Below are 13,853 nucleotides of genomic sequence, written 5' to 3'. Positions count from 1 at the left end.
GGTCAGGGCCTCGCCGGGGGGCGCCGGCGGGTCCGGAGATACTCGCGGCCGAGCAGGCGCAGTGCGGCGAACTTCGGTGGGCCTGCCGAGCGGCGGAGGAGAGCGTCGACATCGGCTCGGGCCGCGGTGCGGGTGAGCCGGTCGATGCCGACGATGCAGCGGACCATCGGCTGGTGAGCGGTCGGCACTAGGCCGATGACCGCAGCGGCCTCGGCCTGGGTGCGGGCCACCTGGTCCAGCAGGTCGCCCAGCAGGGCACGCACGGCCGGGGTCGGCCGGGCCTGCTCCAGGTCGCCCCGTGTGACGCCGTGCTCGGCCAGGGTCTGCTCCGGGATGGCGAGCCGGCCGTCCGCCAGGTCCTCGGCAAGGTCGTTCACGAAGTCGAGCCGCTGGCTGGAGTCGATGAACGTCCGGCAGGCGGCCCGGTAGGCCGTCTGGTCGCCGTCCGGCCCCAGCAGCGCGGCGACGACCATGAAGGCGGGCAGCGAGTACGCATCGAGATAGGCCTGGTAGTCGTCCTCGGTCGCGAAGCCCGCGAAGTCCAGGTCCGCGTCTGCCACGGCGAGGTAGTCCAACACCCGTTCGCCCAGGACCGGATGCGCTTGGACGCTGTGCAGCAGCGGGCGGAGCTCCGGGTCGTCGGTACGGCCACTGCGCAGCGCCTCGGTGACGGCCTGGCGCCACTGGGCAAACGCCGTCCGGCGCGCGGTGACAGGGCCGCCGCCGTCGACCAAGGTGTCGGTGCCGTGCATGAAGGCCGTCGCCGCGAGGACATGCGGGACCAGCGCCGCCGGCAGCAGCAGACCGGTGGCCAGCGCGGCTTCCTTTTTGTACTGGGCCACTTGGCGCCGCCGGCGCCCGTAGGCCGCCCGCAGCTCAGGATCCCGCACCCCTGCCGCATCCAGGGCCCGATCCCACCTGCCCACCCGGCTCACCCGCCCCTCTCGTCGTGAGGTCTCCGAGCCTAGGGGGTGGCTGCGGACGTGCCCCGGACGTGCCCCAGACGTGCCCCGGACATGTGGCCCCCTGGTTGCGTCCGGGGAGGGACGGGCCCGGGGAGGGGCCCTCCGCATGGTGAGGCAGGAGGCCGGGCGGATGGGATCCGCGGGACGCAGTTGCTCTCGTCGTCCGGCGGGGGTCGGCAGCGTACTTCTCGGTTCCCACGCAGTTCTAAGGCAGTTCGTTCGCTGCGGCGTGGTCGCGTGCGTCGCGGAGTTCGCGGACGAGGCGGAGCAGGTCCGCAGTACGCAGGCCCAGGGTGGTCTTCACCGAGCGGATGACCGCGTTCGCGGGCACCGGCGGGCCGTCCTCGGTGGCCACGGTGTGGACGCGCAGGACGCCGTCGCCGGTCAGGACGTCCACCCAGCCGCCGTCGTCCGCGGTGCCGGTGCCGGTGCCGGTGCCGGTGCCGGTGCCCGTGCCCGTGCCGCTGTCGCCGGTGGTCCGGGTCGTGCGGTCCACCAGAACGACGCGGCCCGGTACGCGGCCGGTGTACTCCGGTGCGTCCGGGGCGGGTTCGGCCCGCAGGATGCGCAGCCGATCCAGCCCCAGGTAGGTGAACGCGCCGGGGTAGGGCGGCGTCAGCGAGCGGATCAGGCGGTCCGCGGCGAGCGTCCCTGCCGTCCAGTCGATCTCGCCGTCGTCGGGCAGCCGCGTGCAGCCGTACGTCGCCTGGCCGTGGTCCTGCGGCTCGCCTTCGTCGCCGGACAGGCGGCGGGCGACGGCATCGGCCAGCACCGCGCGCTGCCGCGCGTTGAGCCGGTCGTACAGGTCCGTCACCGTGTCGCGCGGCCCGATCGGCACCGCCTCCTGGTGCAGGATGCCGCCCGCGTCCAGGCCGGGGGCCATCGTGTGCACCGAGATCGCCGTCTCGGTGTCGCCGTTGATGATCGCCCAGTTGACGTTCGCACGCCCGCGGCCGCGCGGCAGCGGCGAGTAGTGCACGTTCACGAACGGGCAGCGGGCGAGCAGCCGGTCGGGGAGGATCCGGTCGTACGACGACACCACGACCGCGTCCGGGGCCAGCCGTTCGACCAGCGCCTCGATGTCCGCGATGCGGGTGCCCGGCTCGACCGGGACGCCGAGCTTCCCGGCGTACGCGGTCGTCTCGTCGTCGCCGGGGCGGACCAGTGCGACCACGTCGAAGCGGGCGGCCAGCGACTCGAGCGCGTCCGCGGCGGTGGGGCCGATGCCGACCAGGACCACGCGGGCCGGGACGGTCGGCGCGGCTGCGCGTTCAGAGCTCATCGACGTACTCCCGGTCCTCGTCGGAGCGCAGTTCGGGGCGGGTGAGCAGGATCTGGGCAACCTTGAGCCCCCCGGCCTGCAGCCGGACGATCGGCTCGGGGCCGACCGCGGACGGCAGGATCGCCATGTGCCCGGCCGCCGGTGCGGCGAGCGGCCAGAACGGCACGCCGCAGCCGGTGAGCGCGTCGCGGTCGACGTCGCCCCACACCTGCACGAGCACGGCACCGGGCCAGCGTTCGGCGATCCTCCGCGCCTCGGCCGCACCGATCACCGGCTCGCCGCCGGGCCGCAGCGCGACGATGACGGCGTCCACGTCCTCGGGCGTGTTCACCAGGTCGAGCGAGCCCGCACAGTGCACTTGGGCGCCTGCGCGCACCAGTCCGTCCACGATCTCCGGCTCGAACGGGTTGTCGCACAGCACCACGCAGTTCGCGCCGTACACCGCGATGCCGCAGTCCGAAAGGAGCCGCATGACCATCGCGCGGTGGTGTTCGAACACCCCGACGGCCTTGTGGTGTTCGTTCGTCCCGGCATGCGCGATGCCGCGGGCCCGCAGCGCCGCCAGGTCCACATCGTCCCGGCCCAGCCCGATCTCCCAGGCCTCGAACATCAGCGGGACGACCGCGGTCGGCTTCATGTGCGCCGCGAAGTCCGCATCGATGGGGCGCAGATGGCCGCTGTTGGTGACCACATCGGCCGCGGCGATGTGCGCCGGGGTCAGCTCGGTGACGATGTCCACGGGATGCCGGCTGCCCGCGAACAGCCCGATCATCTCCGTCAGGAACTTCACTTCCTCCGCGGTGCCGTAGCGGCTGTCCCGGGTCTTCGCGATCACCCGGGCGCCGGCCAGCGACGCCAGCACCGGCGTCACCGCGTACGCGCCCGTCGCCGCCTCGGTCAGCACCGTCCGCCCGGTCAGGTCCAACTTCATGTCGGCGACCGCCCGCACCGCCAGCCTTGCCAGGCGCTCCGGGCTGAACCCCGGACGCGCCTCCCCGTCAGGCTTACCGCTCACAGCACTTCCACATTGTCGGCACGGCCCAGCGAGCGCCGGCAGTCCAGGATGTACGACGCGTGCTCGCGCACGAGCTGCAGGTCCACGTCGTCGTGGTCGACCAGCAGCACCACGGCGTCCGCGGCCTTGACCGTCTCCACGGTCAGCTCGGCGCGCTGCAGCCGGGAGTCCACCCGCTGCTCCAGGCCGACGTGCGGATCCACCGCGGTGACCTCGGCACCGAGGTCGAGCAGCAGCCGCGCGACCTGCGTCGACGGCGACTCCCGCGCGTCCCCGGTGTTCTTCTTGTACGCCAGCCCGAGCAGCAGCACGTTCGACCCGTTGACCGACCGCTTGCGCGTATTGAACGCCGCGGTCAGCCGCCGCACCACGTAATCCGGCATGTGGTTGTTGACGTCGTTCGCCAGCTCCACGAACCGGAAGCTCTGCCCCAGCGCCCGCTGCACCCGCCACGACAAGTACGAAGGATCGATCGGCAGGCAATGCCCGCCCACCCCTGGCCCCGGCGTGAAGCGCATGAACCCGAACGGCTTGGTCGAGCACGCGTCGATCGCTTCCCACACATCGATGCCGAGATCATGCGCGAACATCGCGACCTCGTTGACCAGCGCGATGTTGACGTGCCGGAAGGTGTTCTCGATGAGCTTGACCAGCTCGGCTTCCTTCGGCGAGGACACCGGCACGGTCCGCTCGATCAGCGACCCGTAGAACGCATCCACGACGTCGAGCGACGCTGCGTCTATCCCCGACACGATCTTCGGCGTATTCACGAGATTCCACGTCGGGTTCCCCGGGTCGATCCGCTCCGGGCTGTACCCCAGATGGAAGTCCCGCCCGGCCGTGAGCCCGGACCCTTCCTCCAGCAGCGGCCCGACGAGCTCCTCCGTCGTCCCCGGATAGGTCGTCGACTCCAGGACGACCGTCGCCCCCGGCCGCAGGTACCGGGCCAGCGTCTTCGCGCAGTCCTCGATGTACGTCAGATCCGGCACGCCCTCCCGCAGGGGAGTCGGCACCGTGATCACCGCAATATCGAAACCGCCCAAGTCCCGTGGCTCCGCGGTCGCCTTGTACCTACCCGCGTCCAGAATCTCCCGGACCTGTTCGCTCGGGATGTCCTCGACGTACGACTCGCCCGCGGCAAGCTGCTTCACGCGCCGCTCGTCGGTGTCGTACCCGACGACCTCGTGCCCCACCTGCGCGGCACGCACGGCCAGCGGCAGCCCCACGTACCCCTGCCCTGCAATGACCACCCGCATGACCTGTTCCCTCCCCAAGAACCAGCCCTGACCTGCTGTGCGACCCGCCCGCTCCCCGCGCGCGCCCGCATTCACCGCGGCTTCGCCGCAATCCACGACACCGTCACACCGGCCCGGCGCTCCCGCCGGAACACCGCATCCGGAAACCACTGCCCCAACTGCCGCCCCGATGCGGACCCCGCCCGCACCCAGTACCGCGGCGCGGCATTCCGCACCACCCACGCCACCGAGGCCCGCTCGTCCACGACCCCCCGCGACGCATCCAGCAGCCCGTCGCAGACCGCCAGGTCGTACTTCCCCTCATGGCCCACCGGATCCCCGGCCACCACGTCCAGCCACGGCAACACCCGCCGCGCCTGCACACCCTGAGCCACCACGTCCACATGCGCCGGCCGCACCGGCGCATGCAGCCAAAACTCCGCAGATCCCCCCAAGTCGACGACCCGCAACGCGCCTATGTCCGGGAACGCCTCCCGGAACAACTCCCACCGCCGAGCCCGCGTAGCCGCATCGAACTGCGCGACAAACTGCCTGGAAACGGCCGCAACCGCCCCACGCACCTTCCCGCCCACCGAACGCACCCGAACCCCCAGCCCCCACAACCCGACACGACCACCCCCGGCCGCCCCGCCAGGCTATGCGACAAGAGGCAACCACCGCGGCGTTTCGGACACCGGAGTCAGGCTCCCCGGCCGCCGCGCGGACTCCGATGATTTCGGGGCCGGGCGATAGGATGTCCGTCATGACCGATGCGCGGCAGCCCTACCGGGCAGCCCGGCTGGTAGAGCTGGCCAGTTGGATCCGAAGCAGCGACGAAGACGAGCGCTGGCGACTGGTGGCCGAGTTCCTGGAGGAATTCCGCCACGAGGAACCGGTGACGAGACTGGCCCTCCTTCGGGAAGAGCCTCCGCCCATCGGCGATCCCAACTGGGACGCATTCCTGGCCGGCCTTGCGGAGCATCTTGCAGCCAAGGACGGACGTGCAGGGCCGCCGTGGTCCGAAGGGCATGTCCTGCCCCGGTTTTGGTTCCCGTTCAACACCCCTGCGGCGCGTGTCGACGCATTCGTCCATGCGCCTGCGGCGTTCCGTCGCCGCGGCGTCTTCGTCGCTGCGTCCGAGCTGGACGTCGCGTGAGCGAGGGGCCCCTGCTGGGGCGGGACGAGATTGAGGACGCTCTGCGCCGGTTGGGCGACAAGCTCGCATCGCGGGGCGTGGTCGCCGACGTGTACATCTTCGGCGGAGCCGCCCTCGCCCTCGCGTATGACGCACGGCGGTCGACGCGCGACATCGACGCGGTGTTCGAGCCGCACGGTGTCGTCCTCGATGAGGCTCGTAATGTCGCCAGAGAGCTGGGACTGCCTGATTGGTGGCTCAACGAGCAGGGGAGCGTGTACGTCGCGCCAGGCGGTGACCCTGAGGCGGCCCGCGTCTTCGACCACCCTGGCTTGCGACTGTCCGCGGCCTCGCCCCGGCATCTGCTGGCCATGAAAGTCATCGCCGCGCGACGCAGAGACGCCGGCGATATCCGGTTCCTGGCTGAACACCTGGGCTTGGCGACCGTCGACGAGGTGTTCGCAGTGTGCACCGAAGTCTTCCCGGACGAGCCTCCGCCGCCGAGGGCACGGCTACTGGTCGAAGACGTACTCGCCCAGCCGAACGACTGACGGGCGCCTGCAGCGCGCGTCCGCCCAGTTTCGGTTTCCGAGCAGATGGTCTGCCGTTTCCCAGACCGTCTCCGCCGGGGCCCCGATCTCCGTCAGTGCGTCCGCAACTGCCGCTTCGGCTTCGTCCGGCAAGTCGTCGTCGGCGAGCAGTGGCAGCAGGAGCAGAAGCCGTTGCGCAGGATCATGTACGCCGGGGGCGTCCAGGTCGGGCGTCCGGGCAATGCGGTCGATGTCCCGCCACGACAGTCCGGGGCCGTACCCGTCACCCTCGTCGACGTAGACGCTCTCCGCCCGACTCCAGTCCGGATGGGTCAACAAGTAGTCCACCCCGAAGTCGCCCACGAGATTTCGGTAGACGACCACAGCGCAATGGCCTGCTTGAAAGGGCACCCGAAATACCGGCCAGGCAGCGTCGTCCATGAGCACGTCCGACAGCGCATCAGTGTCGGCGCCGTCGTCCCCGAACCACTCGGGTATCGGCCGTTCGCCCCCGGCGGTGTACCGGCACATGGAGAGCAGATGGTTGGCCCAGAACCCGGCCCGGTCCACCAAGTCCTCTCCGGCAACCAGTGGTCCCGCCCCATACCCCTTGATCAGCATCTTCCGAGCGTGACAGGGCTCGCTGACACCCGAAGGGCGGTGGGTCCGACCACCTGATCGAGCCCTGGGGCGCGACTCCCGCAGATTTGGTCTGGACCATTGACCGAGTGGTCCAGACCTTTCTAGTATCGCGGCACTGCTTGGTGAACGCGTGCGGTTGCCGCGGGTTCGCCGGACGGAGCAGGTCCCACCTCTCTGCACGTCGGACCTCACTCGGGAGCAGTTTTGAGCAGTGCAACGCGCACCCGTGCCCGCCGATCGCGGCGGTCGGGAATCACGGCCATGCTCATCGCCTTCATCCTTCCCCTCGGAGTGTTGATCGGCCTGTCGAACCCGGCAGCCGCGGCCACGTCGGCCACCGCCACCTACACCAAGACCCAGGACTGGGGCACCGGCTTCGGTGGCCAGTGGGTCGTCAAGAACACCGGGACCACGACGCTCACTTCGTGGACCGTCGAATGGGACTACCCGGCCGGCACCCGCGTCACCGGGTTCTGGGACGCCGACATCACCTCGTCGGGCAACCACTGGACGGCCAAGAACAAGTCGTGGAACGGGACGCTGGCCCCGGGAGCGAGTGTCTCGTTCGGCTACAACGGCGCCGGGCCCGGCGCTCCGTCCGGGTGCAAGGTCAACGGGGCGTCCTGTGACGGGAGTACGCCCGGCGACAACCCGCCGTCCGCCCCCGGCACCCCGGTGGCAGGCAACATCCAGGACCACTCGCTGACGTTGACCTGGCCTGCTGCCACCGACGACAACGGTGTGCAGGGCTACGACGTCTTCCGGAACGGAAGCAAGGTCGCGACGGTGACCGGGACTTCCTTCCCGGACTCGGGGCTGGCCGCAGGCACTACGTATCTCTACAGCGTCACCGCGCGAGACACCGCAGGCCAGACCGGCCCGCCGTCGCCGGAGGTGTCCGTGACCACGACCGGTGGCGGCGGGCCCGGCGGGGACAAGATCCGGCTCGGGTACTTCACCAACTGGGGTGTGTACCAGCGGAACTACCACGTGAAGAACCTGGTCACGTCGGGCTCCGCGGGCAAGGTCACCCACATCAACTACGCCTTCGGCAACGTCACCGGCGGCGCCTGCCAGATCGGCGACGCGTACGCGGACTACCAGAAGACGTACGACGCGGCCTCGTCGGTCGACGGCGTGGCGGACACCTGGGACCAGCCGATCGCGGGCAACTTCAACCAGCTCCGCAAGCTCAAGAAGCTGTACCCGAACCTCAAGATCCTGTGGTCGTTCGGCGGCTGGACCTGGTCCGGCGGCTTCGGCCAGGCCGCGCAGAATCCGGCGGCGTTCGCCGAGTCGTGCTACCGGCTGGTCGAAGACCCGCGCTGGGCAGACGTGTTCGACGGCATCGACATCGACTGGGAGTACCCCAACGCCTGCGGCCTGAGCTGCGACAGCAGCGGGTCGGCGAGCCTGCGCAACATGATGTCGGCGCTGCGCGCACGGTTCGGGGCGGGCAACCTGGTCACGGCCGCGGTCACGGCCGACGCCACGCCCGGCGGCAAGATCGACGCCGCGGACTACGCGGGCGCCGCGCAGTACATGGACTTCCTCAACGTCATGACGTACGACTTCTTCGGAACGTGGGCGAGGACCGGTCCGACGGCCCCGCACTCCCCGCTGACGTCGTACGCCGGCATCCCGACCCCCGGATTCGACAGCGACTCCGCGATCCAGAAGTACAAGGCCAAGGGCATCCCGGCCGCCAAGCTCAACCTCGGCATCGGCTTCTACGGCCGCGGTTGGACCGGCGTCACGCAGAGCGCCCCCGGCGGCACCGCCACCGGACCGGCGCCGGGCACGTACGAGCAGGGCAACGAGGACTACAAGGTGCTCCGCAACAGCTGCCCGTCGAACGGCACGATCGCCGGGACCGCGTACGCGCACTGCGGGTCGAACTGGTGGAGCTACGACACCCCCGCCACCGTCGCCTCCAAGATGGCGTACGCCAAGAACCAGGGCCTCGGCGGCGCGTTCTTCTGGGAGTTCAGCGGCGATACCGCCAACGGCGAGTTGGTCACCGCCCTGGACAACGCCCTCAAGTAGGCAACGCGCTCAAGTAGGCAGCGTTCTCGACTGGGCAGCGTCCTCGGACAGGAAGCGCCGCCGAAGGGCAACGTCCTCGACCAGCGGAGGTGCCGGGGCCGGCAAGCGCCGCCCCCTCTGACGAACCCGGGGCAAGGGACCGTCCCCCGAGCCCCGGGTTCACCGCGTCCGGAAACAGGTCAGGTGTTGGTCGGCAGGGTGGTGCCCGCGCCGCGTTTGCGGGTCGCCACCAGGTCGTGGCGCGCGGCGGGGAGGGTCTGCTCGGCAGTGCCCTCGACGGTGAAGCCGGCGTCGGCGATCATCGCGAGGTCGTCCGCGCCGGGCTGCCCCTCGCTGGTCAGGTAGTCGCCCAGGAACATCGAGTTCGCGAGGTGCAGGGCCAGCGGCTGCAGCGTGCGCAGGTGGATCTCGCGGCCGCCGGCGAGGCGGACCTCCACGTCGGGGAACACGAAGCGGAACAGCGCCAGGATGCGCAGGCAGCGGTGCGGCGTCAGGTCCCAGCGGGTGCCGAGCGGGGTGCCCTCGAACGGGATCAGGAAGTTGACCGGGACGGAGTCCGGGTCCATGGCCTTCAGCGCGAAGGCGATGTCGACGACGTCGTCGTCCGACTCGCCCATGCCGAAGATCGCGCCCGAACAAGGCGACAGGCCCGCGGTCTTGGCCGCGCCGACGGTCTGCACGCGGTCGTCGAACGTGTGCGTGGAGCAGATCTCGCGGTAGTTCTCCGCGCTCGTGTTCAGGTTGTGGTTGTACGCGTCGGCACCCGCCTCGCGGAGCTGCTCGGCCTGCCCGGGCTGCAGGAGGCCCAGGCAGACGCAGACCTCGACGTCGGGTGCCGCGCCCTTGATCGCGCCGATGGTGTCGGCGACGCGGGCGATATCGCGTTCGCCCGGGCCGCGGCCGCTGGCGACCAGGCAGACGCGCTTGGCGCCCGCACCGATGGCCTTCGCGGCGGCGCCCGCGGCCTCGTCCGCGCTGATCCAGGAGTACTTGAGGATGTCGGTGGACGAGCCGAGGCGCTGCGAGCAGTACGTGCAGTCCTCCGGGCACAGCCCGGACTTCATGTTGACGAGATGGTTCAGCTTGACGCGGTGGCCGAAGTAGCGGCGCCGTACGCGCGATGCCGCGGCCACGACGTCGAGGATGTCGGCGTCGTCGGAGGACAGCAGATCGAGGAGTTCGGTGCGCTCCGGGGTCTCCCGCCGCAGGGCCTTGTCCGCCAGGTGGTCGAGCAGGACGTGCAGATCAGGTCGGGTCATGACGTCCATCCAACGGACCGCCCCGGGCCGCGCTCAATGATCGTTCGCACAGGAAGCACCGCGAAATCTTGTGCGTACGGAGGTACGTGGCCAGGGGTCGGATAAGCGAATCGGAACCCGCGGGGGTGGTCACTCGTTCCACACTGGGGAGTGCGATCCGTGTCCGGGGGCGCGGATAAACCTCACGAAGAAGGGGAGTTCGATGAGGGAACAACACGGCGGGATGGGCACGGAGGCGCGGCGCGCGCTGGCGTTCGACGCGCTGGCCGGGCTGTCGACCGGGGACGCGTTCGGCAATCAGGCGTTCCCGGAGCGCGTCGTCGTCCGCGGGCCGGGGCGGCCCGCGGGGGAGTGGGCCTGGACCGACGACACGCAGATGGCCTGCTCGGTCCTGGACGTGCTGCTCCGGCACGGCACCGTGGACCAAGCGGACCTGGCCCAGCGCTTCGCCGAGCGCGCCGAGACGGAACGCGACTACGGGCAGGGCGCATTGCGGTTCATCGCCCGCGTCAAGGAGGGCGGCTACTGGCGCGAGGTGTGCCGCGAGCTGTTCCACGGCGTCGGGTCGTGGGGGAACGGCGGTGCGATGCGCGTGGCCCCGCTGGGGGCGTACTTCGCGGACGACCTCTCGCGCGCGGCCGCCGAGTCGGCGGCGTCCTCGGAGGTGACGCACGCGCACCCGGAGGGCGTCGCGGGCGGTATCGCGATCGGCGTGGCGGCGGCGTACGCGGCCTCGCAGCGCGGCCGCGACAAGCCCATGGAAGCGGACGAACTCATCAGCGTCGCGGTGGCTTTCACCCCGAAGGGCGACACCCGCACCGGCATGGAGAAGTCGCTGCAGCTCCTCGACCGTCCGGCCGCCGAGGTCGCCGCGAAGCTGGGCAACGGCGCGCGGATCTCCGCGCCGGACACCGTGCCGTTCGCGCTGTGGGCCGCGGCCACCCGCTTCGACGACTTCGAGGCGGCCGTACGCACCTGCGCGGAGGCGGGCGGCGACATGGACACCACGGCGGCGATGGCAGGCGGCATCATCGCCGCGTTCCACGGCACCGCGGCGATTCCGGCCGCGTGGGCGGCACAGCGCGAGCCACTGCCTGCGTGGATGCCCTCCGCGTAGCCGCGGCACCGAAGAACACGGAGAACACGAAGAACGCGAAGAACACCCCGTCCCGGCAAGGGAGATAGTCGCCCCGAGGATGTGCCTCCCCGGGCGGTTCCGGGTGCACCGCCCCGGACCTTTGCTGCTACTGTCCGGGCCATCCGAACGGTAGGCGACGGGGGCCTGATGGACGGAGACGGGGAGCGGCATGCGCCGAGGGCGCTGCCGGCCATGTCCGAAGCGGAAGCGGCGGCAGGCGCGGCCCTGGCGCATCGTGAACCGGAGCGCGGCAGACGGGCCGGGCGCCTGCGGCACGCGGCTGCCGCGCTGGTGGTTGTCGCTGCGCTCGGCTTCGCCGCGGCGGACCACGACCGGCGCGAGGACGCCCGCATCAGCGCGGACCGCGGCACGCTGGGCATCAAGCCGCTGCCGGAAAGCCTCTGCGGGGGTGCGCTCGGCACCGCGGACCTCGCCGCCTTCGATCTCCTGGCACGGGCCTGGACGTTCGACGTCGTGGCCGGCCGGGAGCCCACCCCCGGCGATTCCGAGGGCTTCTGCGCGATCCGCACCATAGATGCCGTCGACCTGACCTTCGCGGTGGCTCCGGCCGGGCGCGGCACCTACCCCTGGCTGCTGGGCACCGACGCGGACGCCGTACCCCTGGGAACGCGGCCGTCCGGGCCGTCCGGACCCGCCGACCTCACCGGTATGGCCGGTTCGCGGCGGGCCTGGGTGCTCGTGCCTTGCCCCGGTCAGCCCTCCGACGCACTCGTCGCCACTGCCGCAGTCACGAGCATCGGCGGCACATGGCTGCCGCCGTGGGGCGCGGACGACCCCGACGAACGCGCGGCCCTCGCCCGCGCCGCCGTGCGCGTCGGCAACGCCGCCGCCCGGAAGGCCGGCTGCGCGGCTCCCGAACTCCCGGACCCGGGGCCGGTGCCCTACCCGGAGGGCCCGCGCGGTCCGGTGGCTCTCGGCGCCGCCCCGGTCTGCGCACCGGCGGCCGCGGGCGACACCGGAGGCAGACGGGTCGAGGTGGCGTCGACTTCGCTGCGTCCCGCCCTTGTCGAGCAGTGCCGCTGGGTGGCCGACGAGCGGGAGTTGCGCTTCATGGCCTTCCGCGGACCGGCGGCGCGGCTGCTGCCGCAGGCCGACCCGCCCGACGAGCCCGGCGTACCCGGAGTCGGGCGCGTCGAATTGCAGGTTGCGCGCACATCCGGGCAATGCGGGGGCGAACCGATGGTATGGATGACGCGCATGGCCCGATACGGCCTGGGGGACACGGCAGCGCCGCCCGAGGGGGCCCGCCAGGCCCACGAGCGGTTCGTGGCCGCCGCGGTGGCTTCGGGATGTACGGCGGTGCCGGCATGACCGACGCCAACGCCAACGCCAACACCGATGCCAACTCCAACGCCAACGCCGACGCCGAGGCACCCGCCACCGCCCCTGCCCAGCAGGCCGGAGGCGTGCGGTCGTTCGTCCCCCGCAGCCGTGCCGCGCGCCTGCGGGTCTCCCTGATCGCCGCCGTCGCCGCCTTGGCGCTGCTCGCCGTCCAGCAGTTCGTCGACCGCGCCCGCGACGCCGACGCCCCGGACGCGTTCTGCGCCGGAATGATCGACGCCGAAGCGCTGCGCGACCAGGACGACCGCAGCCGCCTCGCCGTCGACGAACGCCAGCTGCCGGCCCCCGGGATGCCGTACGCCGACTGCCGGTTGGGCAGCATCGAGGTCCGGGCCCAGCTGCTCGCCCGCGACCCCGCCCGGGTCCGTCCGCTGATCTGGGCGAACGGCAACAGCGCGCTGCCGCTGGGGGCCGGCCTTGAAGGCATGGCGTCCCCGGTCCTGGCCTGGCTGGTCGTCCGCTGCCCGGATCCCGTGCTGGTCACGGTCGGCAGCGAGGAACTGCGCCCGGAGCTTCCTGCGGACGACAGCCGCGGGCGCCTGGCCCGGTGGGTGCATGCGGTCGGTGCCGGAGTCCTGGCCCGCGGCGCCTGCGGAACCACGTTGCCGCCGCTCGCACTTGCCGTGCCGCAGCGTACGGAGCACAGCCTGCAGAGCGAGCGCCGCGACGCCGAACTGGACTGGCAGCGGGGCGGCACCTCGTGGACCTACACCTACACCGAGGTCTGCGGTCTGGCAGCGATCGGCGCGGACTGGGGCGGCGGCCTCGACAAATCGGTGTTCCAGCAGAGCATCACGCCGCTCGGCGGTCCGCAGTTCGCCTGCTCGGTCAAGGTGGACCACGGCCGCACCTTCGACTTCACCGTCCTGCGCGGCGCCGTCGCACCGTACGCCGACCCGGCGTGGCGCACGCCGGAGCAGGCCCTCGGCAACGCCCAAGAGCGCGACTTCGGTCCGCCTGCACGCCCGGGCGTCATCTCGCCGCTGCGCGCCCAGCTGGCCGGCACCTGCCCCGACGGGCCTGCCGTGTTCCGCCTGGACTTCGTGCCATCCGCCAGAGGCTACGCGGGCGACACACTCGAGGCCTTCTTCCGCAGTCTGGTCACCGCCTACGCGCAGCGCGAGGGCTGCACCGTCCCCTTCACGTGACCGCGCATGCCCGACCGCCCGAAATGCCGGTGGCCGCCCCCGCCATACCGGGCCGCCCCCGCAGACACACACACCAAGGGGTAGCTCAGCCCCGCC

Annotated in this window: 13 protein-coding genes; 6 read left to right on the top strand and 7 right to left on the bottom strand. The window is 71.5% G+C overall.

What is annotated here, in order from left to right; genetic code table 11:
- Positions 1-2: 2 nt before the first annotated feature.
- The 5 genes from LZ495_RS22605 to LZ495_RS22585 all read right to left on the bottom strand — a co-directional run bounded on the left by LZ495_RS22605 (position 3) and on the right by LZ495_RS22585 (position 5,090).
- A complete protein-coding gene (locus LZ495_RS22605; RefSeq protein ID WP_235054666.1) occupies positions 3-890 on the bottom strand; it encodes a phytoene/squalene synthase family protein in 888 nt (295 codons plus the stop codon).
- A 280-nt stretch (positions 891-1,170) separates the two neighbouring features.
- The gene (locus LZ495_RS22600; RefSeq protein ID WP_235054665.1) at positions 1,171-2,247 is read right to left on the bottom strand and encodes a methionyl-tRNA formyltransferase; all 1,077 of its coding nucleotides are present in this window, start codon (positions 2,245-2,247) and stop codon (positions 1,171-1,173) included.
- Entirely contained in the window at positions 2,237-3,262 is a 1,026-nt protein-coding gene (locus LZ495_RS22595; protein WP_235054664.1) for an MDR/zinc-dependent alcohol dehydrogenase-like family protein, read from the bottom strand. The genes LZ495_RS22600 and LZ495_RS22595 overlap by 11 nt, the downstream gene beginning before the upstream one ends.
- Entirely contained in the window at positions 3,259-4,518 is a 1,260-nt protein-coding gene (locus LZ495_RS22590; RefSeq protein WP_235054663.1) for a nucleotide sugar dehydrogenase, read from the bottom strand. Before LZ495_RS22590 ends, LZ495_RS22595 begins: the two co-directional genes overlap by 4 nt.
- 71 nt (positions 4,519-4,589) lie before the next feature.
- Positions 4,590-5,090, bottom strand: coding sequence for a hypothetical protein (locus tag LZ495_RS22585; protein ID WP_235054662.1), 501 nt, complete (start codon positions 5,088-5,090; stop codon positions 4,590-4,592).
- A 170-nt stretch (positions 5,091-5,260) separates the two neighbouring features.
- On the opposite strand from LZ495_RS22585, the gene LZ495_RS22580 reads away from it, so the two are divergent.
- Positions 5,261-5,653 carry a hypothetical protein gene (locus LZ495_RS22580; RefSeq protein WP_235054661.1) on the top strand — a complete coding sequence of 131 codons (393 nt, stop codon included), beginning with the start codon at positions 5,261-5,263 and terminating at the stop codon, positions 5,651-5,653.
- The gene (locus LZ495_RS22575) at positions 5,650-6,183 is read left to right on the top strand and encodes a DUF6036 family nucleotidyltransferase (RefSeq protein WP_235054660.1); all 534 of its coding nucleotides are present in this window, start codon (positions 5,650-5,652) and stop codon (positions 6,181-6,183) included. The genes LZ495_RS22580 and LZ495_RS22575 overlap by 4 nt, the downstream gene beginning before the upstream one ends.
- Here LZ495_RS22575 and LZ495_RS22570 read toward each other — a convergent pair.
- The gene (locus LZ495_RS22570; RefSeq protein WP_235054659.1) at positions 6,145-6,783 is read right to left on the bottom strand and encodes a hypothetical protein; all 639 of its coding nucleotides are present in this window, start codon (positions 6,781-6,783) and stop codon (positions 6,145-6,147) included. The genes LZ495_RS22575 and LZ495_RS22570 overlap by 39 nt on opposite strands.
- A gap of 282 nt (positions 6,784-7,065) precedes the next feature.
- On the opposite strand from LZ495_RS22570, the gene LZ495_RS22565 reads away from it, so the two are divergent.
- Positions 7,066-8,850, top strand: coding sequence for a glycoside hydrolase family 18 chitinase (locus LZ495_RS22565; protein WP_235054658.1), 1,785 nt, complete (start codon positions 7,066-7,068; stop codon positions 8,848-8,850).
- 179 nt (positions 8,851-9,029) lie between these two features.
- Here LZ495_RS22565 and bioB read toward each other — a convergent pair whose 3' ends face one another.
- The gene (bioB, locus tag LZ495_RS22560; protein ID WP_235054657.1) at positions 9,030-10,109 is read right to left on the bottom strand and encodes a biotin synthase BioB; all 1,080 of its coding nucleotides are present in this window, start codon (positions 10,107-10,109) and stop codon (positions 9,030-9,032) included.
- Positions 10,110-10,311: 202 nt separating this feature from the next.
- Here bioB and LZ495_RS22555 point away from each other — a divergent pair, with 202 nt between their 5' ends.
- The 3 genes from LZ495_RS22555 to LZ495_RS22545 all read left to right on the top strand — a co-directional run bounded on the left by LZ495_RS22555 (position 10,312) and on the right by LZ495_RS22545 (position 13,757).
- The gene (locus LZ495_RS22555) at positions 10,312-11,226 is read left to right on the top strand and encodes an ADP-ribosylglycohydrolase family protein (protein WP_235054656.1); all 915 of its coding nucleotides are present in this window, start codon (positions 10,312-10,314) and stop codon (positions 11,224-11,226) included.
- 213 nt (positions 11,227-11,439) lie between these two features.
- Positions 11,440-12,579, top strand: a complete 1,140-nt coding sequence (locus tag LZ495_RS22550; RefSeq protein ID WP_235054655.1) for a hypothetical protein — start codon at positions 11,440-11,442, stop codon at positions 12,577-12,579.
- Positions 12,576-13,757, top strand: a complete 1,182-nt coding sequence (locus LZ495_RS22545; protein WP_235054654.1) for a hypothetical protein — start codon at positions 12,576-12,578, stop codon at positions 13,755-13,757. Before LZ495_RS22550 ends, LZ495_RS22545 begins: the two co-directional genes overlap by 4 nt.
- Positions 13,758-13,853 lie beyond the last annotated feature (96 nt).

The organism is Yinghuangia soli, assembly GCF_021502675.1.
Taxonomy (GTDB): domain Bacteria; phylum Actinomycetota; class Actinomycetes; order Streptomycetales; family Streptomycetaceae; genus Yinghuangia; species Yinghuangia soli.
The sequence above is the reverse complement of the archived record's forward strand: the minus strand, read 5'-3'. Positions and strand labels throughout refer to the sequence as shown.